The 21,034-nt window shown below is 61.8% G+C and carries 19 protein-coding genes; 5 read left to right on the forward strand and 14 right to left on the reverse strand.

All coding sequences use genetic code 11. The features are described 5' to 3' along the window. Positions 1-20: 20 nt before the first annotated feature. The 9 genes from QTI68_RS10355 to QTI68_RS10395 form a co-directional block, all read right to left on the reverse strand. Positions 21-488 carry an SRPBCC family protein gene (locus tag QTI68_RS10355; protein ID WP_286521352.1) on the reverse strand — a complete coding sequence of 156 codons (468 nt, stop codon included), beginning with the start codon at positions 486-488 and terminating at the stop codon, positions 21-23. Between the two features lie 287 nt (positions 489-775). Beyond that, positions 776-1,909, reverse strand: a complete 1,134-nt coding sequence (locus QTI68_RS10360) for an FAD-dependent monooxygenase (protein ID WP_286521354.1) — start codon at positions 1,907-1,909, stop codon at positions 776-778. Between the two features lie 85 nt (positions 1,910-1,994). Further along, complete coding sequence (locus QTI68_RS10365; RefSeq protein ID WP_286521355.1) at positions 1,995-3,527, reverse strand: MFS transporter; 1,533 nt, start codon at positions 3,525-3,527, stop codon at positions 1,995-1,997. Next, positions 3,527-4,744: an HlyD family secretion protein gene (locus QTI68_RS10370; RefSeq protein WP_286521356.1), complete on the reverse strand. Its 1,218-nt coding sequence runs from the start codon at positions 4,742-4,744 to the stop codon at positions 3,527-3,529. Before QTI68_RS10370 ends, QTI68_RS10365 begins: the two co-directional genes overlap by 1 nt. Before the next feature lie 13 nt (positions 4,745-4,757). Beyond that, positions 4,758-6,248 carry an efflux transporter outer membrane subunit gene (locus QTI68_RS10375; RefSeq protein ID WP_286521358.1) on the reverse strand — a complete coding sequence of 497 codons (1,491 nt, stop codon included), beginning with the start codon at positions 6,246-6,248 and terminating at the stop codon, positions 4,758-4,760. Positions 6,249-6,688: 440 nt separating this feature from the next. After that, positions 6,689-7,294, reverse strand: coding sequence for an isochorismatase family protein (locus QTI68_RS10380; protein ID WP_286521359.1), 606 nt, complete (start codon positions 7,292-7,294; stop codon positions 6,689-6,691). A gap of 52 nt (positions 7,295-7,346) precedes the next feature. Further along, positions 7,347-8,171: a pirin family protein gene (locus QTI68_RS10385; RefSeq protein ID WP_286521361.1), complete on the reverse strand. Its 825-nt coding sequence runs from the start codon at positions 8,169-8,171 to the stop codon at positions 7,347-7,349. Between the two features lie 11 nt (positions 8,172-8,182). After that, positions 8,183-9,253 (reverse strand): alkene reductase, encoded by a 1,071-nt coding sequence (locus QTI68_RS10390; protein ID WP_286521362.1) that lies wholly within the window; start codon positions 9,251-9,253, stop codon positions 8,183-8,185. 44 nt (positions 9,254-9,297) lie between these two features. Beyond that, positions 9,298-10,008, reverse strand: coding sequence for an SDR family NAD(P)-dependent oxidoreductase (locus QTI68_RS10395; RefSeq protein WP_286521363.1), 711 nt, complete (start codon positions 10,006-10,008; stop codon positions 9,298-9,300). Positions 10,009-10,137: 129 nt separating this feature from the next. On the opposite strand from QTI68_RS10395, the gene QTI68_RS10400 reads away from it, so the two are divergent. Further along, positions 10,138-11,010: a LysR family transcriptional regulator gene (locus QTI68_RS10400; RefSeq protein ID WP_286521364.1), complete on the forward strand. Its 873-nt coding sequence runs from the start codon at positions 10,138-10,140 to the stop codon at positions 11,008-11,010. 88 nt (positions 11,011-11,098) lie between these two features. Here the strand turns inward: QTI68_RS10400 and QTI68_RS10405 are convergent, their stop codons facing one another. After that, a complete protein-coding gene (locus tag QTI68_RS10405) occupies positions 11,099-12,007 on the reverse strand; it encodes a LysR family transcriptional regulator (protein ID WP_286521365.1) in 909 nt (302 codons plus the stop codon). A 280-nt stretch (positions 12,008-12,287) separates the two neighbouring features. On the opposite strand from QTI68_RS10405, the gene QTI68_RS10410 reads away from it, so the two are divergent. Genes QTI68_RS10410 through QTI68_RS10420 form a run of 3 tightly spaced genes read left to right on the forward strand, consistent with a single transcriptional unit; the run spans position 12,288 to position 16,226 of the window. Continuing rightward, on the forward strand, positions 12,288-13,682 hold the full coding sequence (locus QTI68_RS10410) for a cytochrome c (RefSeq protein ID WP_286521366.1): 1,395 nt from the start codon (positions 12,288-12,290) through the stop codon (positions 13,680-13,682). 7 nt (positions 13,683-13,689) lie between these two features. After that, positions 13,690-14,442, forward strand: a complete 753-nt coding sequence (locus QTI68_RS10415; protein ID WP_503011644.1) for a gluconate 2-dehydrogenase subunit 3 family protein — start codon at positions 13,690-13,692, stop codon at positions 14,440-14,442. A 2-nt stretch (positions 14,443-14,444) separates the two neighbouring features. Further along, positions 14,445-16,226, forward strand: a complete 1,782-nt coding sequence (locus tag QTI68_RS10420) for a GMC family oxidoreductase (RefSeq protein ID WP_286521368.1) — start codon at positions 14,445-14,447, stop codon at positions 16,224-16,226. A gap of 100 nt (positions 16,227-16,326) precedes the next feature. Here the strand turns inward: QTI68_RS10420 and QTI68_RS10425 are convergent, their stop codons facing one another. Genes QTI68_RS10425 through QTI68_RS10440 form a run of 4 tightly spaced genes read right to left on the reverse strand, consistent with a single transcriptional unit; the run spans position 16,327 to position 19,535 of the window. Continuing rightward, the gene (locus QTI68_RS10425) at positions 16,327-16,950 is read right to left on the reverse strand and encodes a flavin reductase family protein (protein WP_286521370.1); all 624 of its coding nucleotides are present in this window, start codon (positions 16,948-16,950) and stop codon (positions 16,327-16,329) included. Positions 16,951-16,970: 20 nt separating this feature from the next. After that, complete coding sequence (dapA, locus tag QTI68_RS10430) at positions 16,971-17,870, reverse strand: 4-hydroxy-tetrahydrodipicolinate synthase (protein ID WP_286521372.1); 900 nt, start codon at positions 17,868-17,870, stop codon at positions 16,971-16,973. Further along, positions 17,867-18,991 (reverse strand): cupin domain-containing protein, encoded by a 1,125-nt coding sequence (locus QTI68_RS10435; RefSeq protein ID WP_286521373.1) that lies wholly within the window; start codon positions 18,989-18,991, stop codon positions 17,867-17,869. Before QTI68_RS10435 ends, dapA begins: the two co-directional genes overlap by 4 nt. 19 nt (positions 18,992-19,010) lie before the next feature. Next, on the reverse strand, positions 19,011-19,535 hold the full coding sequence (locus QTI68_RS10440; protein ID WP_286521374.1) for a carboxymuconolactone decarboxylase family protein: 525 nt from the start codon (positions 19,533-19,535) through the stop codon (positions 19,011-19,013). A gap of 136 nt (positions 19,536-19,671) precedes the next feature. Here QTI68_RS10440 and QTI68_RS10445 point away from each other — a divergent pair, with 136 nt between their 5' ends. Further along, positions 19,672-20,985 carry a citrate/2-methylcitrate synthase gene (locus QTI68_RS10445; protein ID WP_286521375.1) on the forward strand — a complete coding sequence of 438 codons (1,314 nt, stop codon included), beginning with the start codon at positions 19,672-19,674 and terminating at the stop codon, positions 20,983-20,985. Positions 20,986-21,034 lie beyond the last annotated feature (49 nt).

Raw genomic sequence — 21,034 nt, forward strand, 5'->3', positions numbered from 1 at the left:
CTGAACCAGTACTCCAAGGGTCAGACCTCACCCTGGGCGACCATCTGACGGATTACTCGCACCGTTGCTTCGACAGCCTTGAGGTAATCGCGCTCCATCACATCGCCCATATCCCGTTCCGCAGGGCTGCCGGAAGCGTCATCCAGTAGTTGCATCGCAAAGCTGAACTTCAGCCTCAGATCATCATCGGTGCCGAGAATCTCGTTGACGATAAAGCCATCTGCATTACCTGAGAGCCTGACGAAGGTGACCTTCTCTTCGGATCGAAAGGTGATCTTCTCGCGCGCGCCTTCGCCGCGAAAGTCGATGTCTCGCACCAGCCCGCCTTCGAAACGTTCGACAACCGTGCAGGCCAGCATTCCGGGCACGAACGGCAGAGCGTTCTCGGCCTTCATGACCAGGCCCTTCCAAACCTGACTTCGCGTGAGATGTGGCTCTCCCTGGGAAAGTCCCTTGTTAACTTCGATCTCTCTGGCTACGTAAATCATGATATTTTCTCCAATACGTTCTCGACAACGCTTGATCCTATGATGCCAAGCGCCGGTCGTCCAATCAGCCCCTGTGATACGGTCAATGCAAGCTCTGAATGGCGGCGAGACCATGACGGGCAAGTAGGACGTATCACACAAATTTGTTCGCCCGCCCTGCACTTCGCCCCTGAAGTGCTAGGCGCAGGCGTGCGTGCTTCCACACCCGGCGATCGGGAATGGCGGCTACGCCTCGCTCGTGCCTCCTCTCGTCGTCCAACTTTCATCGCCTCGCCCGCGCCAATTCGCTAAGACACAGCCGCCCCTTCTGCATAGCGAAGATAGTCCACGCTGATGCGATTCGAATGGTCAACCAACCCGCGAACGAAGGGCAGACGTGCCGCCTCATAGCGAGCCAGCGCGGTGGAAATCGGTTCGTCTTCGCTTCGGCGTGCGAGTGTCTTGGCCAGCACAGCGGCATCTTCCACCCCGGTAGCGAATCCGCGCCCTGTCATGGGTGAAACTCCGTGGGCAGCGTCGCCCACGATCGCCAGTGCGCCACGTGCCAAGCGCTTCGGCTTGTATTCGGCGATCGGGGCGCCGCTCAGCGCGTCTGTCGAGCGCACCCCCACAGCGACCGCCTCCGCCCATGCCGTAGGCCAAAGCCGTGGGATGAGCGCGAGCAATTCTGTTCTGACATCCTCATCGATTGTCCTGCGCCCGAGCGTTCCGACTATGTGGCCATCTGCCGTGAGGCAGTGGGTGCGCCGCAGCAGTTCCTCTCGATGCACATCGAACCATGCGAACGTAACTTGACGCCGTCCGACTTCCACAGATCCGTCGCGACCGGGAAGCACCGCGGCAACCAATCGATAGCCGCTTGCAAGGTCGATCCATAGTCCACCGTTCGACGGCCAGGCAATGGGGCGCTCCAGCGCTTCCTCGTCGACCAGACCGCGCCAGACGACATAACCAGCATAGCGGGCCAGCGGGGCGTCTGGCGCAATCGTTCTGCGAACAGTGCTGTGGTATCCGTCTGCACCGATGACTGCGTCCGCATCTCTCTGCGTTCCGTCCGAGAAATGAAGTTGCACTCGATCGTCGAGCTCGGTGATGGACGTGACAGACTTGCCTTCCTCGAGGACAATGCCGGGCGATGCAGCAGCCCGCTCGTGTAACCAGGCGTACAACGCCGGCCAGGTTGTCAAGTCACGATCGCGGTACGCGGGCACAGTGGACAGTATCGGACGCAAACGCGGATCGTGACCCACAGTCGCTGCAAGCGCCGCAAGATCGATGCTCAGGCTGTCGCCACCTTGCACCCGCCGTGCAGAGCGCTCCACAACACGAACCGGCACGCCCCTCGTTGCGCAAGCGAGCGCAAGCGTGAGGCCGGCGAGGGATCCGCCAACTACGACAATCTGGGGGGGAGTGGTACTCATGGAGTTCGGAGCCATAGATAAGATGCAAATGCCTTCTGCAGGAAGCGCCTTCGAGAAGAGACACCAGACGGAGGAAACCCCCTCTTCACCGGAAGATCCGTTGCAGCACGGAAACCACCACCGCGAGCGCAGCGACCCAAATCACAATCCAGAAGTACTCGATACCTGCCATCAGTGAAGCCTGCTGGCTGATCTGCTGCGCTTGCACAACCAGTGCCATTTGAGTGGCTTGACTGGGTTCATGCGACAACGAGAACAGTTGGCTTAGCTGTTGCGAATGTTGTGCAAAGATCGGGTCGTGATTGGTGAGTCGAATGTTCAGAGATCCGTATTGGACGGTGCTTCTCCACTGCATGAATACGGTTGCGATGCTGGTACCCATCGCCATGGCGACTTGACCCAACATGTTCTTGACCTGCTGGGCGTTGGCAAGAAGCGTGTCCTCACCGGCAACATCGCGGAAGGTCTGCATCGCTGTCGTCGCCAATACCAGCATGACAAAGCACCCGTTCAAGGCCAGCGCCGGAAGAATGTGCAGCCATATATCCGCAATCGGCGCGACCGAGGACAGCAGCCAGCCAAAGGCTGCCAGCGACAGAAATCCTGCGACGAAAAACTTCTTCGGTGCCGGATACTTGGGCAACAGTCGAAGCATCACCAGCCACGTAAGCAACGAAGCGACGAGCCCCATGGACTGGAACTTCCCGATGCTTTCCCAGGAATAGCCCAATCCCGCTTGGAGGAATAGCGGCACGATGTAGCTGTTGGCTCCCAAGATTACGTAGCTGAACGAGAACAAGGCCACGCCTGCCACGTATCGAGAGGTCATGAGCTCCCGGACTCTCAGCAAGGGTCGCTCGTGACTGTGCTCAATATGGAAATATGTGTAGAGGGAAAATGCGGCCAAGGCTGCGAATACCAGCATGATGCCGGTGTCGCTATAGAACTCGTAGTACGAGCGTTGCAGGATATAGAGAACGAAGAACGATGCAAACGCCAGGAGAAGCACGCGAGCGGGGCTGGTTCTTGTGCGCTCATGCTCAGGGTACGGGTCCTTGGGAAGAAACCTTAAGGAGAGCGCCGCAGCAGCAACTGAGCCGGCAATGAGCACCCAGAAGATCGCCTGCCAGGAGTCATGGGTGACTGCCATGGATGAGATCAGCGGTGCCGCTGCAGTGCCGCTGGCCAAACCCACGGCGAAGGCCTTGATCCCCACAAATCGCTCAGGTCCGGGCGGAATGAGATTGACCATGATGCGTGATGTCGTCATGAACGACGCGCCGCCCAATGCCATCACGACTCTTCCTGCTGCAAATGTCGTCAGGTCGTGGCTCACGCTGCACAGCAGCGCACCTGCAATGAAGACGCCGATCGAACCGATCATGTAGCTGCGCCACCCCAGTCGTTCTGTCAACCAGCGCTGTTTGGAGATCACAACCACCGCAACACAGGCATAGAGGGCGGCGACGAGACTGTACTCTTCGGGACTCGCCTCAATCTCGCCTCGGATCGGGACAGAGGCAAACGCGAGCATGCCGGTCTGGAGGAATTCGAGACCACAGAGCAAGCAGACCGTCGTCAGCAGTGCGCCATGCTTTCTGTATACGAGCGGGATCATTATTTCTCCGCCATCGGCGTTTGCCCTTCGTTGGCCCGTATGACCGCCTCCACGATGGCGTCCGCGTCTCTCAACTCTTGGTCATAGACTTGCGTCTTGTAGACGAAGTTCGGTGCAACGTCCTTACGAATCATCTCTCCGCTGCGGTCGGTGGTTCTCACGGAAACCCGCATCGATAGTCCGACACGCAGAGGTTGCTTGGCAATCTCCTTTGAATCCAGCGCGATCCTGATCGGAACGCGCTGCGTCACCTTGATCCAGTTCCCCGTTGCGTTCTGGGCCGGCAGGAGAGCGAAGGCGCTGCCGGTTCCGGCATCCATGCCAACGATCTTTCCGTGATAGACCACATTGCGGCCATACACATCCGTCGTCACCTCAGCGGGCTGCCCGATACGAAGATGCTCAAGCTGGGACTCCTTGAAGTTGGCATTGACCCACAGTTCGTCCATCGGAACCACAGACATCAAGGCCACACCTGGGTTGATGCGCTGGCCTAGTTGCACACTGCGCTTCGTGACGGTGCCATCTACGGGAGAGAGAATGGATGTGCGTGAACGTGCGATGTAGGCATCTCTCAAATTGGTGGCGGCGGTCAACACATCAGGATGCGTTCTCAGGTTGGTGCCGTCGACCATGGCGAGGCGTTGTTCAAGCGACTGGTTCACTGCAGACAGCATGGCCTCAGCATTTTTCAGCACATCTTCCGCGTGGCTGACCTCTTCTCGGGAAACCGCTCCGCTGGAGGCGAGCGTGGAACGACGCGCCAGATCAGCCCTGGTCTTCAGCACATCGTTCTTCCGCTGCACGACTTCGGCCCGCAGTTGTTGAACTTGCGAATACTGCGTTCTTGCCACTCGAGTGGCCTTGGCCAGTTCTGCCTTTGCGCGCTCGAATCGGACTTCCTGGTCAACGGGATTCAGCGTGACAAGCAACGTCCCCGCCTTTACGTGGTCGGTGTTGTCCGCCGCAAACGCCGTGACGGTGCCACCGATTTGAGAAGTCACTTGCACGACGTTGCCATCGACGTAGGCGTCCTCGGTGCGTTCGGTGTCACGCTGCAAGCTGTACCACGCGATCCCTCCGACCAAGAGGACCAGGACAGCTGCTGTGGCCAGTTGCCCGCGCGCCTGAAACGGCAAGGGCTTCTTCTCGCTGCCAACGTCTCCCCTGGTCTCGGATGGGGGCCGTATCTGATTGGGTGGGATGCTCTGACTCATATAAGTGGACTCCTTAGTCGTTGGCGCTAATGCGGGACAGGTCAGGGGCATAGCCGCCGCCCAGAGCGCGACTGAGATTGGCCTCCAAAGCAAGGCCGCGAGATTGCAGTTGGACAAGCTGGCGCTGTTGAATGCGTGCGTCCGTTAGCGAGATGAGGACCTGGATGTAGGTGGCCAGACCTGCGGCGTAGCGCTTGTTGATCAGCTCCGCAGCTTCGTTCGCAGTCTGAACTGCGTCTTGCTGTTGCTCGATTCGCTCACGCAACCAGCGAATCGAGGAAAGCTGATCAGAGATGTCGTGCAGGGCGGCTACCAACGTCTGGTTGTAGTCTTCCACCGCGATGTCATAGGCGGCGTCTTGCGAAGCAAGATTGGCGCGCAGGCGTCCACCTTCAAAGATTGGCAGACTGATGGCTGGTCCTGCACCCAGGATGCGACTACCTCCTTCCGTGAACAAGTCAAACCCGAGACTTTGGAGGCCCACGAAGGCAGACAGGTTGACGTTCGGATAGAAGCGCGCTTTTGCACCCTCGATCTCATGGCTTGCTGCCTCCACGCGCCAACGCTGCGCAACGACATCGGGGCGATGGCCGAGAAGTTCTGCTGGCAAATCACTGGGAATGGTCACCGTGTCGGGTCGCTTGAGGTGAGGGGCGGCGATCACGCGGCCTCGATCCGGCCCTTTGCCGAGCAATGCTGCGAGCTTGTTCCGGCTCAGCTCCATGGATTCGCCCAATGCAGCGATCCTGGCGCGGGTAGCGGGAATGGATGCCTGAGCCTGTTTGATATCGATCTTGGAGTCCAGCTCGGCTTCAAAGCGCCGCTGAGTGAGTGAAAGAATCTCCTGCTGTTGCTTGAGCAGTTTTTGTTCAATCTCAAGCTGCTCGTAGCCTTGCTGTAGTTCGATATAGGCTTGAACGATGGCCGAGGACAGCACAAGTTGTGTCGCGTAGCGATCGACTTCTGTCGCTTTCAGACGACCCAACGCCGCTTCAACGGTAGCGCGGTTCTTCCCCCAGAAGTCCAGCTCATAGCCAATGTTGAGCGTACCCTGATTGAACGTCTGCCAAGTACCGGCGACCGGGTGTGGCGTCGTACCGTTTTCGCTGAACCTCTCGCGCGTACTGGACAGATTGCCGTCAACGTGGGGCATCAGTTGTGACTGGGCCAGACCTTGGAGCGCTTCAGCCTGGCGAACACGTGCAGCCGCACCGCGCAGACTTGGGCTATCAGCCAGAGCTTCTTCAACCATTAGATTCAACTGGTCGTCACCGAATGATCTCCACCACTCTTGCTGTGGCCAGTGAGCGTCGGAGAGCTGGATACCGCTGAGCGCCTCTTTCGCCGCCAGACCGGCGGGATTGGTTAGGGTGGACGACGGTTTGATGTTTCCAAACGAGCATCCGGACAGCACCAAGGCGCCGACCATGGCAAGCACCGCCGAGTGCAGACCGTGCGATGGGCGGTGCATGTCGCGCTTGGGAGACGAGGATGCTGTTCTCATAGATACCATTCGTGTCTGTCTGAGTTATAGGAGTGAGATGCCGCTTGGACCTCTCGTTGGTGCACGGCCATTCGCTAGATCGAACGAAGCTCTCTCACCGACTAATGAAGTGGAGCTTCAGCGGCTTGCGTTTGCTTCACCGGAACGTGAAGGCCAGACTGTCGGAAATGATCTGCGGCGGCCCCCGTTTGCAAGGGCACGAGCTTTCGCGCATGTGATTTCAGCGTTTCAATACGACGAGTTGCCGAATCCGGCATGCGAGTACCAGCCGGACCGAGTGGCCTGGGCAGCGAAGATCAGACTCGCCACGAAGCCGCATCAGCTGGCCGCAGGGGAGCTCAGTTCCACCTGCGGCCAGTTCACCTTATGGGTGACCCCGGTCAGCCCTGCAGGGCATCGATCAGCACTTCGTGCACAATGCAGCCGCCTTCACGCTTGGCTCAAGCAATGCCGGCGCCAAGGGCCGGGAAGACGTCGCTGAACAAAAGACCGATCAGTTGCTGTCCGGCAGGGGTAGACCAGTCTTGCGCGATCTCCGCCATGAGGGTGTTGGTGGCGGTCAGCACAACGCCCGCATCGTGCATGCGTTGACGCGAGAACTCTTCGGAAAGGTCGCTGGGTGATCCCGAGGCGTCCATCACGGCCTGAACATTGAAGCCTTCGAGCGCAGCGTCGATCGACGGGAAGATGAGGCAAACGTCGGTGGTCACGCCAGCCATGATCAGGTTCTTGCGGCCGGTGGCGAGCACCGCATTGCGAAAGTCGGGGTAGGCCCATGCGTTGACGACGCCGGGGCGCTTGACCCGCGCCGCGTGCGCGTCAGGCAGGATCGTGGCGATCTCTGGAAGAATTGGGCCTTGGGCGCGGTCCTCCTGGCTGGACGTGATGACGACCGGCAGATTGAGAATCTTTGCCATCTTGGCAAGGGCAATAGACTGCTTGGCGGCCAAGTCCATGTCGATGTTCTTGATCAGTTGCATCGTACCGACCTGATGGTCGATAAGCAGCAGGGCCGAGTTCTCGGCGGTGAATCGTTCAACTTTCATGATGTAGCTCCTGGTAGTAAATGGGGCTCACGCCCCGGGGTGTGGCGCCCTGCTACAGCTGTCCCAAGTCGCCACGCTGGTAAGCGGCGGTTGCCGCAATCAGACTTTCCTGGCTTGCAAAAGCCATGGGGCCGTTCGAAAGCACGGGTTGGTGCAGAGGTTCGCCGATGAACACCGCGACCTTGGCTCCGCCAGGGTCGGCGACGAGCTTGTGCATCATTGCTTTGCTCGCGAGAGGAAGGATCGGGACACGGAGGTTGTCGAGGCTGAAGCTCTCGCCATTGAGTTCCGCGCTGCCGAAGATCGGCATGGCGAAGGCTCGCTGTCCCGCGGCCAAGGGCAACTCCAGTTCAGCGCCGGCTTCCAGCGAAATATCGAGCAATGTGACGTCGGTCGGGGGCGTCAGCGGCGAGCGCGCGCCGCCAAAGCTGCCGAAGGGGACGCGGACCCGTACGCCTGGGCGCTGAACCACCGGAACGTCCTGCGGTGCCAGGCTCAGAGCGAACGGTGCCGCGCTCTGCCGTTCCCGAGGGAGATTGACGAAGATCTGCAGTAGGTGCACGGTGCTTCCCAGCACCGCTGGGTTCTCTTCATGGACCACACCGCGTCCGGCGGCAGTCCAGTGCAGCCCCCCCGGCTGGATCAGCGTCCTGTTCCCTTGCGAGTCGCGATTGGCAATGCCAGTCTCGGAGTCGAGGAACAGATAAGTCACCGCAGAGAACCCGGCGTGCGGGTGCGGGGGGAACGTGGGCGCACTCATCCAGGCATGGTCGATGCCCATGAAGGGATCGAACTGCGCTGGATCGGAGCCATGCAGGCCATAGGCCCGGAAATGGCTTCCTCGGTTCGCGCGATGCATGCGGGCGGTGGTGATCATGACAACCTGCCTCAGTCGACTTCGGCCACAGCCAGCGTCGGATAGTCGATGTATCCCTTGGCGGTGGGGGGCGCGAAGAAGGTGTTGCGGTCGACTTCGTTGAGCGAGGCGCCCACACGGAAGCGCTCTGGCAAGTCCGGATTCGCAAGGAAAGCACTGCCGAAAACGGTAGCGTCGGCCTTGCCCTCGGCCAGCACCCCTTCTGCGCTGTCCTGGGTCAGCCCGCCGCCGATCAGGTAGGCGCCGTTAAAGCGCGAGCGCAGCAGCGCGTGGTAGTCGAATTTCGCACCGAACAGGGCGACATGCAGATAGGCCAGGCCCCAGCCGCGCAGATGATCGACCAGATAGGCGTAGGTCTTCTGAGGCGTGGCATCCGTGATGCTGTTGTAGTTCATCTCCGGCGAAATCTTGATGCCAACGCGATCGGCACCCGCCTCTGCAACCATCGCATCCAACACGTCCAGCACAAACCGGGCGCGCCCCTCAATCGAACCGCCGTACAGGTCTTGACGCTGGTTGCTTCCCGATGAGAGGAACTGTTCTGGCAGGTAGCCTGAGGCCGCATGCAGTTCCACACCGTCGAAGCCCGCTTCGATCGCACGACGGGTGGCCTGACGGTAATCTTCAATGACGCTGGCAATCTCGGCGATGCTCAACTCTCGGGGCGTGACGAAGTCGACCTGGCCGGCCGGGGTCCATGCCTGGCCTTCAGGCTTGATGGCCGAGGGCGCCACCGGAGTTGCGCCATTCAGCAAGGAGGGATGCGAGACCCGCCCGCAATGCATGACCTGCATGAAGATGCGACCGCCACGGGCGTGCACGGCCTCGGTAACCTTCTTCCAGGCCGTGACCTGGGCCTCGGTTTCGATGCCGGGCGTATGGACATAGCCCTTGCCCATGGCGGACGGAAACACGCCTTCGGAAATGATGAGGCCGGCGCTGGCGCGCTGGGCGTAATACGTGACTGTCAGGTCGCTGGGAACACCGTGGCCGTCCGCGCGGGAGCGGGTCATCGGAGCCATCACGAGACGGTTCGGCGCGATGTAGCGACCGATACGAATGGGGGTGAGAATTTTGCTCATGTCTATTCCTTGGATGTGAGAAGAGTAGGGAACGGGTAGCGGCCTTAGGCCCGCACTTGCCCGCCATCGGCGGCGATGGTCTGGCCGGTGACGAAGGCCGAGTCGGGGGAGCACAGGAACGAGACCACGCCCGCCAAATCCTGGGGCTCGATCGTTCGAGGGATGGCCTGTTGTTTCGGCAGGTACTCGTAGATAGCTTCGTTAATGCCGCGCATCGTCTTGGTGTTGGTCAGCCCCGGAGCGATGACATTGGCGGTCACGCCGGAGGCGCCCACTTCGCTGGCCAGCGCACGAGTGAATCCGATCACCCCCCCCTTGCTGGCGATGTAAGCCGTCATGTCCGGCACGTTCAACCAGAACGTTGTGCTGGCCACGTTGACGATACGGCCGAGCTTGCGTTCGGTCATGCCCGGAACAAAGGCCTTGCACATCAAGAAGGCGCCGTCAAGATTGACGCTGACCACCTTGCGCCACAAGTCAAAGTCGGTGTCCGCGAACGACTTCCACGGGTAGATGCCGGCGTTGTTCACCAGCGCGACCACAGGCGGCATATTGGCGCTGACGTCGGCGGCGAACTGCAGCGTGGAGTCCGGCGAGGTCACATCAACGATGGCCGAGAAAAACTTGCGCCCGACGGCCTCGACGAGCACCCGCGTCGCCGCTGCATCGACAACGTCGGCAACGGCAATATCGAAGCCATCAGCGGCGAGCCTCTGGGCATAGGCCTGACCGATGCCATTGGCGGCTCCGGTCACGACAGCAGTTCCTTTTGACATGGACATATTTACGTTCCTACAAATGCGATGGACGTATCTTCAATTAATCTACCCAGGAGATAAAGACGGTAAAATGGCAAACATTGATCCAAAAATGGCGCAATCCCCATGGAACTGCTGAACGACATGGCCCTGTTTGTTGAGGTCGCTCATTTGAGGAGCTTCCGTCGTGCGGCCGATGTCACGGGGGTTCCGAACTCGACACTGTCCCGACGAATCAGCGCCCTGGAGAAGGCCATTGGCCTGCGTCTCTTGCATCGAACGACTCGCAAGGTCGAGTTGACTGAGGCCGGGCAGCTCTATTTCGAGCGCTGCAGACGCATCGTCGAAGAGGCGCGCATCGCACACGAGCAGCTCGGTGAGATGCTGGCGCAGCCAAGCGGCCTGTTGCGCGCTTCACTGCCAGTGGATTTCGCGACGATCTACATGGCACCTCTGATTGCGGAATTTGCTCGCCGCTACCCAGGCATCACCTTTGATTTCGACCTCACGCCGCGACGAGTGGATCTGGTCACCGAACCCTTCGATGTGGCAATTCGCATGGGCGAATCAGCGAGTTCGAACTTGGTTGCTCGCCTGCTTGCCCGCCTGTCGGTGCATGTTTATGCCTCGCCGCACTATCTCGAACTCTCGGGCGAGCCCACACATCCCGCCGACCTGGCGCAACACGAGTGCCTGGGCTTTCCCAAGGCAGGCAAGTGGACACTGCATCGCGAAGCAGAAACGGTCGAGGTCGAAGTTGGAGGGCGCTTTCATGTCAATAGCGTCGGCATGTTCCGCCGCCTGGCCACCCTGAACCTCGGCGTGATACTGCTTCCTGTGGAGATTGCCGCCGAGGACGTGGCGGCCGGTCGGCTGCACCGGATACTGCCTGACTGGGAGGGAAAGCCGACGCCAGTCTATGCCCTGACCGAAACTCGCCTGCTCCCGGCGAAAACGCAGCGCTTTATTGAGTTCTTGCAGGAGCGTTTGGGCAAGTAGTAGCGCCGGCTTCGGCACGAACGGAGGAAGGTCGAGACCAGGCGCTCGACCAACGCGCATCCGCTAGGCGTTGCCTGACGCGGAACGCTCAGGGCGCCGCGCCGCTATCCACGGCGAACTGGTGGACAATGAAATCGCGCAGCCATTTGTTCGCAGGGTCGCGGTGGTAGCGGTCGTGCCAGTACAGCGCGACCTCAAATTCGGGCAAGGACAGCGGGTGCGGCTTGATCACGAGACGGTAGTGCGCCTGGAGCGTCTCGGCGAGCATCGCGGGCACGGACCACAAGAGGTCGGAGCCGATCACGAAGTGCGGCGCAGCCAGATACTGCGGCAGCCGGACAGTGATGCGGTGCCGCGCCCCGGCATCGACCAGCGCGCGCTCGAGCACCGCGTGCCCGCTGCCCGAATACTCGACGAGGAGATGCTCACTCTCGGCGAAGCGCTTGGACGTGAGCTTCACACCGGCGAGCGGATGGCCCTCGCGCATCACGCACACGTAGTGCTGCCTGAACAGCAATCGACTGTGGATGCCGGTTTCGAGCGTGGGCAGGAATCCGAGAGCAAAGTCGATCTGCCCCGCAGCCATGCCGCTCATGGTCTCCGGGATCGGGCGAAACAACGTGCGCAGGCGCAGGCCGGGTGCCGATTGGCCTAGCGCGGCAAGGATGCGGGGAAGGCACACCACCTCGCCGATGTCGCGAGTTCTGACCGTGAACATCCGACGCGCGATAGCCGGGTCGAAGCGTCCGCGCTCGACCCGCGTCTTGCGCACCAGGGCCAGCGCATCGAGCAGTTGCGGCGCCAGCTCCACGGCCAAGGGCGTCGGCTCCATGCGTCGACCCACAAGCGTGAACATCTTGTCGTCATACTCCTCGCGAATGCGCTTCAGCGAGCCGCTGACGGCCGCCTGCGTAAGTCCGAGCCGCTCAGCAGACACCGTCACCGATCGGTCGCGCCACATGGCCTCGAACACGTAGAGCAGGTTCAGATCCTTCATTTCCAAAGTATAAGTTCCATCTATACCCATGAATTATCCAATCGGTATGGATGGATGAATCGACGCGTCTCAGAATCGCGAGAAACCGGTACTCCTTGCGGCTGTACCCTCGCCTGGGTCGCGCGCGCAGGATCGCAGAGGTGTCGCCGCGCTTGGACGCCCGGAACTTGCTTGCAGCGACCTTTCGCGGGACGTTCAGTGGCTACCCGTTGGCGGAGCAGATTGTTCTGCGCTGAAATCGCCGCAAGGGAAGGCATCACGAACCGGTCTGAACCTGCGCTTGCTGAACGACCGTTGGCAATACAAGGAAGATGCAACGATGACGAGGAAGCTTCTGTGGACCCTCCCAGGCATCGCCGTACTTGTCATCATCGTAGCGCTCGTTCTTGCGCTTTGGCCCACAACCACGCGGACCATCGCGGTCACGACCGACAGCAATTCGCCGCCCCTCGTCGACAAAGGCCGCTACCTAGCCCAGGCCGGCGATTGCGTCGCCTGCCACACGTCACCAGGCGGGATTCCGTTCACCGGTGGGCTGCCGCTGGCTTCGCCGATCGGCTTGATCTACAGCACCAATATCACGCCCGATCACAACAGCGGTATCGGCACGTACACGCTCGCCGACTTCGATCGCGCAGTGCGCCATGGCATCCGGAAAGACAGCGCTTCGTTGTACCCTGCAATGCCTTACCCGTCGTATGCGCACATGAGCGACGACGACGTCCGCGCGCTGTACGCGTTTTTCATGCACGGAGTAGCGCCGGCTCCCTCGCAACCGCATTCGCGCGGCATTCCCTGGCCGCTGTCAATGCGCTGGCCGATGACGCTTTGGCGCAAGGCGTTTGCGCCGCTACCGGAAGCCGTGGCCTTCGATCCGAGTAGCTATCCCGACATGACGATTGCGCGGGGCGCGTATCTGGTCCAGGGTCTGGGTCATTGCGGCAGCTGCCACACACCGCGGGCGACAACGATGCAGGAGAAGGCGCTGGATGCGTCCAGCCCCGACTACCTGGCCGGCGGCCCCCTCATTGACGGATGGGTAGCGGTGAACTTGCGTGGCAATTCGGCGGATGGACTGGGCGCATGGTCGGTGGCCGACATCGTCGCAACCTTGCGCAGCGCGCGCAACATGTCTCGCGCGGTGGTGGGCGGTGCGATGAACGAGGCCGTCGTACACAGTACACAGCACCTGAGCGAAGATGACCTAAATGCAATCGCCGCTTTCCTGAAGACGCTGTCGCCTTCCGCTCATTCGCCGTCGTCATTCAATGCCGATCCTGCGACCGCAAAGGCCCTGTGGCAGGGAGTGAACGCGACGCGCGGGGCTGAGTTGTACGTCGACAACTGTGCGGCCTGCCATCGCAGCGACGGGATGGGGTACGCGCAAGCTTTTCCGCGCCTCGCCGGCAATTCCAGCGTGCTGGCAAGCGACCCGAGCTCGGTGATCCGCCTGATCCTAGACGGCAGCCGACTGCCCGCCACGCGCGTCGCGCCATCGGAGCTTGCCATGCCCGGCTTCGGCTGGCGCCTGTCGGACGACGAAGTAGCGCAGCTAGCGACGTTCACCCGCCAGAGTTGGGGCAACCAGGCCTCGAGAGTACAAGCTGCGCAAGTCGGAACGATTCGCGGCGCCATCCAGAGGGAGCGGGCCGCTCAGGCTATGCCCGTGCGTTGACCTCCACATGGACCCAGAAAGGAGCACACCCGTGAAAGATTCAGAATCAGTCAAGACGCGATCGAGGCGCCAGTTGTTCAAGGGAATGGGCGCGGCGACCCTCGCAGTCGCAGTCTTTCCTGGGTGCGACACCCGGCAAGCAACAACCACACACGGCGAGACCGCGGACAACCTGGCACAGAGAATCTATGAGCCGCGGTTCTTCACTGGCGACGAATGGGCCTTCGTCAACGCTGCCAGCGCATGCCTGATCCCGAAGGACGCGTTGGGCCCCAGCGCCGTGGAGGTCGGCGTGCCTGAGTACATCGATCGGCAGATGGGCACCCCCTGGGCCGCCGGCGCGCTCTGGTACATGCAGGGGCCATTCAACGCCGACGCTCCGGCAGAACTGGGCTTTCAATCTCAGCTCACCCCGCAGCAGATCTATCGACTGGGCATCGCCGCCGCCGACGGCTTCGTGCAGAAGGCGCAAGGCAAATCTTTCGCGCAACTCGCGGCGGACAAGCAGGATGCGGCGCTGCACGCGATCGAATCGGGCCAGGCTGTGTTCGAAACCGTGCCGGCCAAGCTCTTCTTCTCGATGCTGCTGCAAAACGTGCGCGAGGGATTCTTTGCCGATCCGGTGCATGGCGGAAACCGCGGTCTCGCGGGCTGGAAGTTGATCGGATTCCCCGGGGCGCGGGCCGACTTCATGGATTGGGTTGAGCGCGACGTGAAATACCCGCTGCCGCCGGTAGCGTTGAACGGGCAACGGGGCTGAGCATGGCGGGAAACACGATGAAGAAGGCTGACGCGGTGATCGTCGGTTTCGGCTGGACCGGCGCGATCATGGCCAAGGAGTTGACCGAGGCCGGCTTGGAGGTGGTCGCGCTCGAGCGCGGCCCTATGCAGGACACCGCCACCGATGGCATCTACCCCAGAGTGCTGGACGAACTCACCTACAACATCCGCCGCAAGCTGTTCCAGGACGTGTCGCGCGAGACCGTGACAATCCGCCACGGCCTGAACGACACGGCGCTTCCCTATCGGCAGTTGGGTGCCTTCCTGCCTGGTACCGGTGTCGGCGGTGCAGGGCTGCACTGGTCGGGTGTTCACTTGCGCGTCGATCCAATCGAGCTGCGCCTGCGAAGCCATTACGAGGAACGCTACGGCAGGAAGTTCATCCCCGAGGGCATGACGATCCAGGACTTCGGCGTCAGCTATGAAGAGTTGGAACCGCACTTCGACTTTGCCGAGAAAGTGTTCGGCACGTCCGGCACAGCATGGACCGTGGCCGCGAAGCCGGTGGGTGAAAGCAGGGGCGGCAACCCGTTCGCAGCCGACCGCTCGCATGACTTCCCATTGCCCGCGCAGAAGCGCACGGTCTCCGCGCAGCGCTTCGGCGACGCCGCAGCCATGCTCGGCTATCACCCCTACGATCTGCCGTCGGCAAACGCATCTGGACCGTACACCAACCCCTACGGCTGCCAGATGGGGCCGTGCAACTTCTGCGGCTTTTGCAGCGGCTATGTCTGCTACAACTACTCGAAGGCCTCACCCAACGTCAACGTTCTGCCCGCGCTTCGCCAGGCACCGAACTTCGAGTTGCGCACGCATGCGCACGTGCTGAAGGTGAATCTTTCGCCCGACCGACGCACGGCAACCGGCGTGACCTACCGCGATGCGCAGGGGCGCGAGGTCGAGCAGCCAGCGGACATCGTCATCATCGCCGCGTTTCAATTCCACAACGTGCGGCTGATGCTGCTGTCGGGCATCGGTACGCCCTACGATCCGGTGACCGGCAAAGGCACCGTGGGGCGCAACTTCGCCTACCAGAACATGGCGACGATCAAAGCCTTCTTCGACAAGGACGTTCATGCCAATCCCTTCATCGGCGCAGGTGGCAACGGCGTCGCGATCGATGACTTCAATGCCGACAACTTCGACCACGGCCCGCTCGGCTTCGTCGGTGGCTCGCCGATGTGGGTGAACCAGGCGGGCGTGAAGCCGATCAGCGGTATCTCGTTGCCCGACGGGTCGCCTGCGTGGGGCAGCGCTTGGAAACAGGCCGTCGCTGACTACTACACGCACACAATGTCAATGGACGCGCACGGCGCGCACATGAGCTACCGCGACAACTACCTGAGCCTGGATCCGACCTACAAGGATGCGTGGGGCATGCCTCTGCTGCGAATGACCTTCGACTGGAAGGAAAACGACATCCGCATGACGCGCTTCATGGCCGAGAAGATGCGCGGCATCGCTGAAACGATGGGCCCGAAGTCACTGCACGTCGCCGTCAAGAACTTTGGTGAGCATTTCGACACGACGAGCTACCAGACCACCCACCTCAACGGCGGTGCGATCATGGGGACCGATCCGCGCACCAGCGCGGTCAACCGCTACCTGCAGAGCTGGGACGTACACAACGTGTTCGTGCCTGGTGCATCGGCCTTCCCGCAAGGCTTGGGCTACAACCCGACCGGTCTGGTTGCGGCCCTGACATACTGGTCGGCCAAGGCCATACGCGAGCGCTATATTGCACGGCCTGCGGCACTGATCTGACTCCGAAGCAACTTCCCGCGAGCGAGATCGAAGGGATCTCTCCATCCGCTGCGCGAACCGCTCATCAGGAACGGCCGCACACCGGGTGCTTCAAGAGGGATCAGCCCGCCGCGACCTTGGGTCGTCCCATCTCGAACACATCGCCCACGGCAAGGTAGGTAAAGCCACCCAGCCGAGCCAGGGGACGCGCCTTGAGCATGTTGAAGCGCCCCGCCTCGTCGAGATACGCGTCGTCGATGTGCAGCGCGAGAACTCGGCCGAACACCACGCTGCTTCGGCGCTCGCCGGCGGCCTCCGGCTCGAAATCGATCACGCGAAGCAGGCGGCACTCCATTGCCACAGGCGACGCAGCCACGCGAGGCGCTTTGACACAGCGCGAAGCGCCCTTTGCCAATCCCACCAGTTCGAACTCATCGACTCCATGCGGCACGGTCGCCGAGCTGCCGTTCATTTCCTCGCGCAATGCGTAGGTGGCGAGGTTTGCGACAAACTCGCCGGTTCGTCGCACGTTGTTCAGCGTATCCTTCTCATCGCGGTCAGCCGGCTGGTTGCACGCGAACATCACCATCGGCGGCGTGGCTGACATGCCGTTGAAGTAGGAGAACGGCGCAAGATTGGGAGCGCCGGTCTCATCCAAGGTGCTGATCCAGCCAATCGGGCGCGGGGCCACGATCGCATTGAACAGACTGGTCTTGTACGTGGGGTCTGAGGTCTCAATGTACATCGGCGCCTTTCGCTGGTCTGTCAGATCAGCCCGGCCTTCTGCAGCACGCCGTCAAGTCGCTTCTCGAGTTCGGGCGAGGCGCTCAGCATTGGAAGCCGGTGCTCATTGGTCGAGAGCAGTCCCAACCGCTTCATCATGTACTTCATCGGGATGGGGTTGGTGTCGTAGAAGACCGCCTGGTTGAGTTCGAACAGCTCGTAGTGCAGCCGGCGGGCCAGTTCCAAGTTGCCGGCGGCTGTGGCGTTCGCCAGGTCGGCAACCTTGCGAGGCGCAATGTTCGCCACCGCGTTCATGAGACCACAGGCACCCACCGCCATCATCGGGAAAGAGAACTCCTCCAGTCCAACGAACACGCGGAACTGCGGCCCCATGGCTGCGAGCATCTGGGTCACGAAGCCGAGGTCGTTGACCGCATGCTTCATGCCCACCAGCGTGGGCACGCGCTCGCAGATCTGCTGGAGCGTGGACAGTTCCACGTTGACCGCCGCGCGGCCAGGGATGTGGTAGATCATCATCGGCAAGTCGGTGCGCTTGCCCAAGTCGGCGTAGTACTCCACCAACCCGCGCTGCGGCGGGCGAATGTAATAGGGCGTGACGATCAACAACGCGTCGGCGCCAGCCTTGGTCGCAAACTCGGTCAGTGCGACCGTTTCGGCGTGCGACTGCGAGCCGGTTGCAGCCACGACCGGCACCCGACCCTTGACTGTCTCGACTGCCAGCTCCACCAGCTGGTTGCGCTCATCGACCGTCAGCGTGGACGGCTCGGAGGTCGTGCCGTTTACCAGGATTCCGTGGGTTCCGTTGGCGATCTGGAACTCCAGCAGGCTTGCATATTTGTCGTAGTCGACCTCGCCATTCTTGAACGGTGTGACGATGGGTGGAATGGAACCGACCAGGAAGTCGGGTTTGAGCGTCATCATGCGGCGGCCTTGTCGCGATTGGTGGTGAAACCGGCCTGCGAACCGAGCAGTGCGGCCGGGTGATGCATGTCCTCCTGCCACAGCAGCGACTCCATGTAAATGTTCAACGGCTGATCCTGCACGGTCAACTCGTAGACCTGGTCGACGTCGTGCGAAGCGTGGTTGTGCACCGCCCAGCCCGGTGCCGACAGCATCAGGTCGCCAGCCTTCCACTCATAGCGATTGCCGGCCACGTTGGAAAAGCCGGTCCCGTGGAAGTAGTAGTTGATGGCAGCTGAGACATGGCGGTGCGGCCGATCGACGATCTTGGGCGGCCTGATCGTCATCGTCGCGAAGAAGTTGGGCGTAATGCCATTGAAGCGCCCAGTCATCGGGTTGTACATCATGTAGAGACGCCGTCCGATGTAGTCCTTGCCCAAGGCGTAGAGCTTGTCCAGTTCGGCCTTGACATCGACCCAGGGAAAGTGCAAGGACTTGGACTCCACCGCGGTCGGGTTGATCAGCGTCTCGTAGGGCATGAGCATGCCACCCTCGTCGCCCAGCGGAATCATCCCGAATGGGCTTTTGCGGCGCGGATCCGCCTGGGCCTCCGCACTCTCGCCATACACCGAAGCCGGCCCTGGGTTGTCTTCGGGCAGGTAGATCTGCATGTTCTTCAGCAAGGGCGCGTTTGAGTACGTGAAGCGCACCTGCAGGTCGTCGCCGTCGTTGATGTGCACGTAGCTCGAGAAAGACGGGTGGTTCCACACGTCATACTGTCGGAACGCGACCGACCGGCCAGCCACTTCCGTGCGGCCACTGCCACGAATGCAGAAGTTGACCTCCGTGGCGTTGTGGCGGAATGCCACGGTTCGCTCGCCGGGTTTCAGCACCTGCAGCTTGACCTCGATGCCGGGCGCCAGCCCGGGGGCGTTGGCCGGTGCACTGGGATGCACGATCAGCGACTCGCGTCGGCCATTGGCCGGTCGTGGCAACGAGGCCAGGCGCTCGACTTCGGCCTCGATCTGCTCTTTTGTGATGACGATGGGCGCCCAGTAGTTGTTTCGGTCCTCGGCGTGCAAGCCGGTGCGATCGATAAACACGCCTTCCGCGTGACTGAAGTCTTTTCTCAGGTTGTTCATTCTCAGGAGCTCCTTGGCCTCATGCGGTGAAGCCGTCTTCGAAAATGGACGGCACCGGCGGCGCCAAGTCCAGGGTATTCACGCCCAGCGCATGGGTCCAATAGCGGCCCACGAGCATGAGAATGGCGATGGCCGCGCCCGGGCTGAAATGGGCCGACAACGCGTCGAAAGCCAGGCGCGTGCGCGGCAGGTCACCGGCCAGCGCAGCCAGCACGTAGCGCTGCGCCGCGCATTCGCCCGGCGTCATCAGCGTCGCCGAGTCAGGCGACAGGCGCTCCACGTCGGCCACCCAGTCACGGCCGAAGCCGCTTCGCACCGACAGCCGCTCATGCTGATTCTTCTCGTAGCCGTTGTTCAGCAACGTGGCCTCGGTCAGCACGATCGCCTCGGACACCTTGAGCGGCAGCGCGTCCTTCAGCGCGTCGGTGAATTTCAGGAAGGCCAGCAGCACCTCCGGTGCATGCCCTGCGCAGCGAAACCATTCACCCAGGTAGCCCAGCCGCTTGATGCGGGGTTCCAAATACTCCGTCAGCATGGGCGCCATCGCGTCGCGCTCGAGCCGGGGAATCCAATCCATGTCCATGTCACTCCTTGTGCCGCCGGCCGACGGTTCGCCGCGCGCTTGCCGAAGCATAGGGAGGCTCATAAGATTGATCAATCTGGATTAAGTAGTCAAGCTAATGACCACCTCGAAGAAGAACCAAGTCAAGCGGGTTCCCCTGCCACCAAAGCATGGAACGGCGCAGAACTACGTCACCGCCGAACAAGCCACACAAGCCCTCGGGATCAAGACCGCCTCGCTGTACTCGTACGTGAGCCGCGGACTCATCCGGTCCATCTTGCAGCCTGGCAGTCGCGCCCGCCTGTACTACCGCGAGGACGTCGAGCGCGCCGGGCAGCGCATGGGCGGGCGCGCCGGCATGCCGGACACGGTGGAGGCGGTGCTGAGTTGGGGCCAGCCCGTGTTCCACACCGCGATCACCGATCTGACGGAGGACGGGCCGGTATACCGCGGTCGGCCCGCCCACATGTTGGCAGACAGCGGCCGCAGTTTCGAGTCGGTGGCAGAGCTGCTCTGGAGCGGCATCGACATGCCGCAGCTCAGCCACTGGGATCCTCCGACCTTGCCGCAGAACTTCGTACGCCGCTTGAGCACGGCGCTGCGCGACGCGCCGGGGCTGAACTGCCTGCGCATCATGTCGGTCGCCACGGGACTGCTGGCGGTAGACGGCCAGCAACGGCCTGACTTCGAGCGCGGCTCCACCATCCCCGACACGCGATCGCTGATGCTGGCCTTCACCGGCGCCCTGGGGCTGATGGGGCCGCCGCACCGCTTCGCCACCACAGCGCCCGAAGGTAGCCCGATGGCCGAGGTCTTCCTGTCCGCATTGGGTGCGCCAGCCAAGCCCGAGCAACTGCGCGCAGTCAACACGGCCTTCATCCTGTGCGCCGACCACGAGCTGTCGTCGTCCACCCTGGCGGGCCGGGTAGCAGCCTCCTGTGGTTGCGAGCTGCGTGCCTGCGTGCAGGCTGCTCTCGCCACGCATTCGGGCACCTTTCTGGCGGGCGGCTGCGACCGCAGCGAAGCCCTGCTGCGCAGCGCTCGGGATCCCGACGAGATGTACGCGTTGATGTCGAACATCGAGCGCAACGGTGGACGTATCCCCGGCTACAACCTCAGGGCCTACCCCAAGGGAGACCCACGCGCTCGTCGGCTGCTGGCATTGGCGGCGGCCACCGGGCCCTCGGCTGAACCCATCGTGCGCCTTGTCGAGAGCGTCGAGGAGCGTTTCGATCTCCAGCCGAGCCTGGAGGTGGGCCTGGTCGCACTGGCGATGGCACTGCGCCTGCCGGAGCGCGCGGCTTCGGCCCTTTGGGCGCTGTCGCGCGTGGCCGGATGGGTGGCGCACGTCATCGAGCAGCGACAGGCCGGTTTCATGGTACGGCCTCGGGCTCGCTATGTGGGCCCTCGCACCAACGGAAGCAATGCTTGATATCGATTACTTTATCAATCTAGATCAATGTGACAGCCCCCGCTAGCAT

This window comes from Variovorax sp. J31P207, assembly GCF_030316965.1.
Taxonomy (GTDB): Bacteria; Pseudomonadota; Gammaproteobacteria; order Burkholderiales; family Burkholderiaceae_C; genus Variovorax; species Variovorax ginsengisoli_B.

Excerpts from the sequence above, each read along its gene's own strand:
- QTI68_RS10370 (WP_286521356.1), bottom strand. The coding sequence starts at position 4,744 with ATGAGTCAGAGCATCCCACCCAATCAGATACGGCCCCCATCCGAGACC.
- QTI68_RS10355 (WP_286521352.1), bottom strand. The coding sequence starts at position 488 with ATGATTTACGTAGCCAGAGAGATCGAAGTTAACAAGGGACTTTCCCAG.
- QTI68_RS10400 (WP_286521364.1), top strand. The coding sequence starts at position 10,138 with ATGGAACTGCTGAACGACATGGCCCTGTTTGTTGAGGTCGCTCATTTG.
- QTI68_RS10415 (WP_503011644.1), top strand. The coding sequence starts at position 13,690 with ATGGACCCAGAAAGGAGCACACCCGTGAAAGATTCAGAATCAGTCAAG.
- QTI68_RS10385 (WP_286521361.1), bottom strand. The coding sequence starts at position 8,171 with ATGATCACCACCGCCCGCATGCATCGCGCGAACCGAGGAAGCCATTTC.
- QTI68_RS10390 (WP_286521362.1), bottom strand. The coding sequence starts at position 9,253 with ATGAGCAAAATTCTCACCCCCATTCGTATCGGTCGCTACATCGCGCCG.
- QTI68_RS10420 (WP_286521368.1), top strand. The coding sequence starts at position 14,445 with ATGGCGGGAAACACGATGAAGAAGGCTGACGCGGTGATCGTCGGTTTC.
- QTI68_RS10360 (WP_286521354.1), bottom strand. The coding sequence starts at position 1,909 with ATGAGTACCACTCCCCCCCAGATTGTCGTAGTTGGCGGATCCCTCGCC.
- dapA (WP_286521372.1), bottom strand. The coding sequence starts at position 17,870 with ATGATGACGCTCAAACCCGACTTCCTGGTCGGTTCCATTCCACCCATC.
- QTI68_RS10440 (WP_286521374.1), bottom strand. The coding sequence starts at position 19,535 with ATGGCGCCCATGCTGACGGAGTATTTGGAACCCCGCATCAAGCGGCTG.
- QTI68_RS10380 (WP_286521359.1), bottom strand. The coding sequence starts at position 7,294 with ATGAAAGTTGAACGATTCACCGCCGAGAACTCGGCCCTGCTGCTTATC.
- QTI68_RS10375 (WP_286521358.1), bottom strand. The coding sequence starts at position 6,248 with ATGAGAACAGCATCCTCGTCTCCCAAGCGCGACATGCACCGCCCATCG.
- QTI68_RS10365 (WP_286521355.1), bottom strand. The coding sequence starts at position 3,527 with ATGATCCCGCTCGTATACAGAAAGCATGGCGCACTGCTGACGACGGTC.
- QTI68_RS10445 (WP_286521375.1), top strand. The coding sequence starts at position 19,672 with ATGACCACCTCGAAGAAGAACCAAGTCAAGCGGGTTCCCCTGCCACCA.
- QTI68_RS10405 (WP_286521365.1), bottom strand. The coding sequence starts at position 12,007 with ATGAAGGATCTGAACCTGCTCTACGTGTTCGAGGCCATGTGGCGCGAC.
- QTI68_RS10435 (WP_286521373.1), bottom strand. The coding sequence starts at position 18,991 with ATGAACAACCTGAGAAAAGACTTCAGTCACGCGGAAGGCGTGTTTATC.
- QTI68_RS10425 (WP_286521370.1), bottom strand. The coding sequence starts at position 16,950 with ATGTACATTGAGACCTCAGACCCCACGTACAAGACCAGTCTGTTCAAT.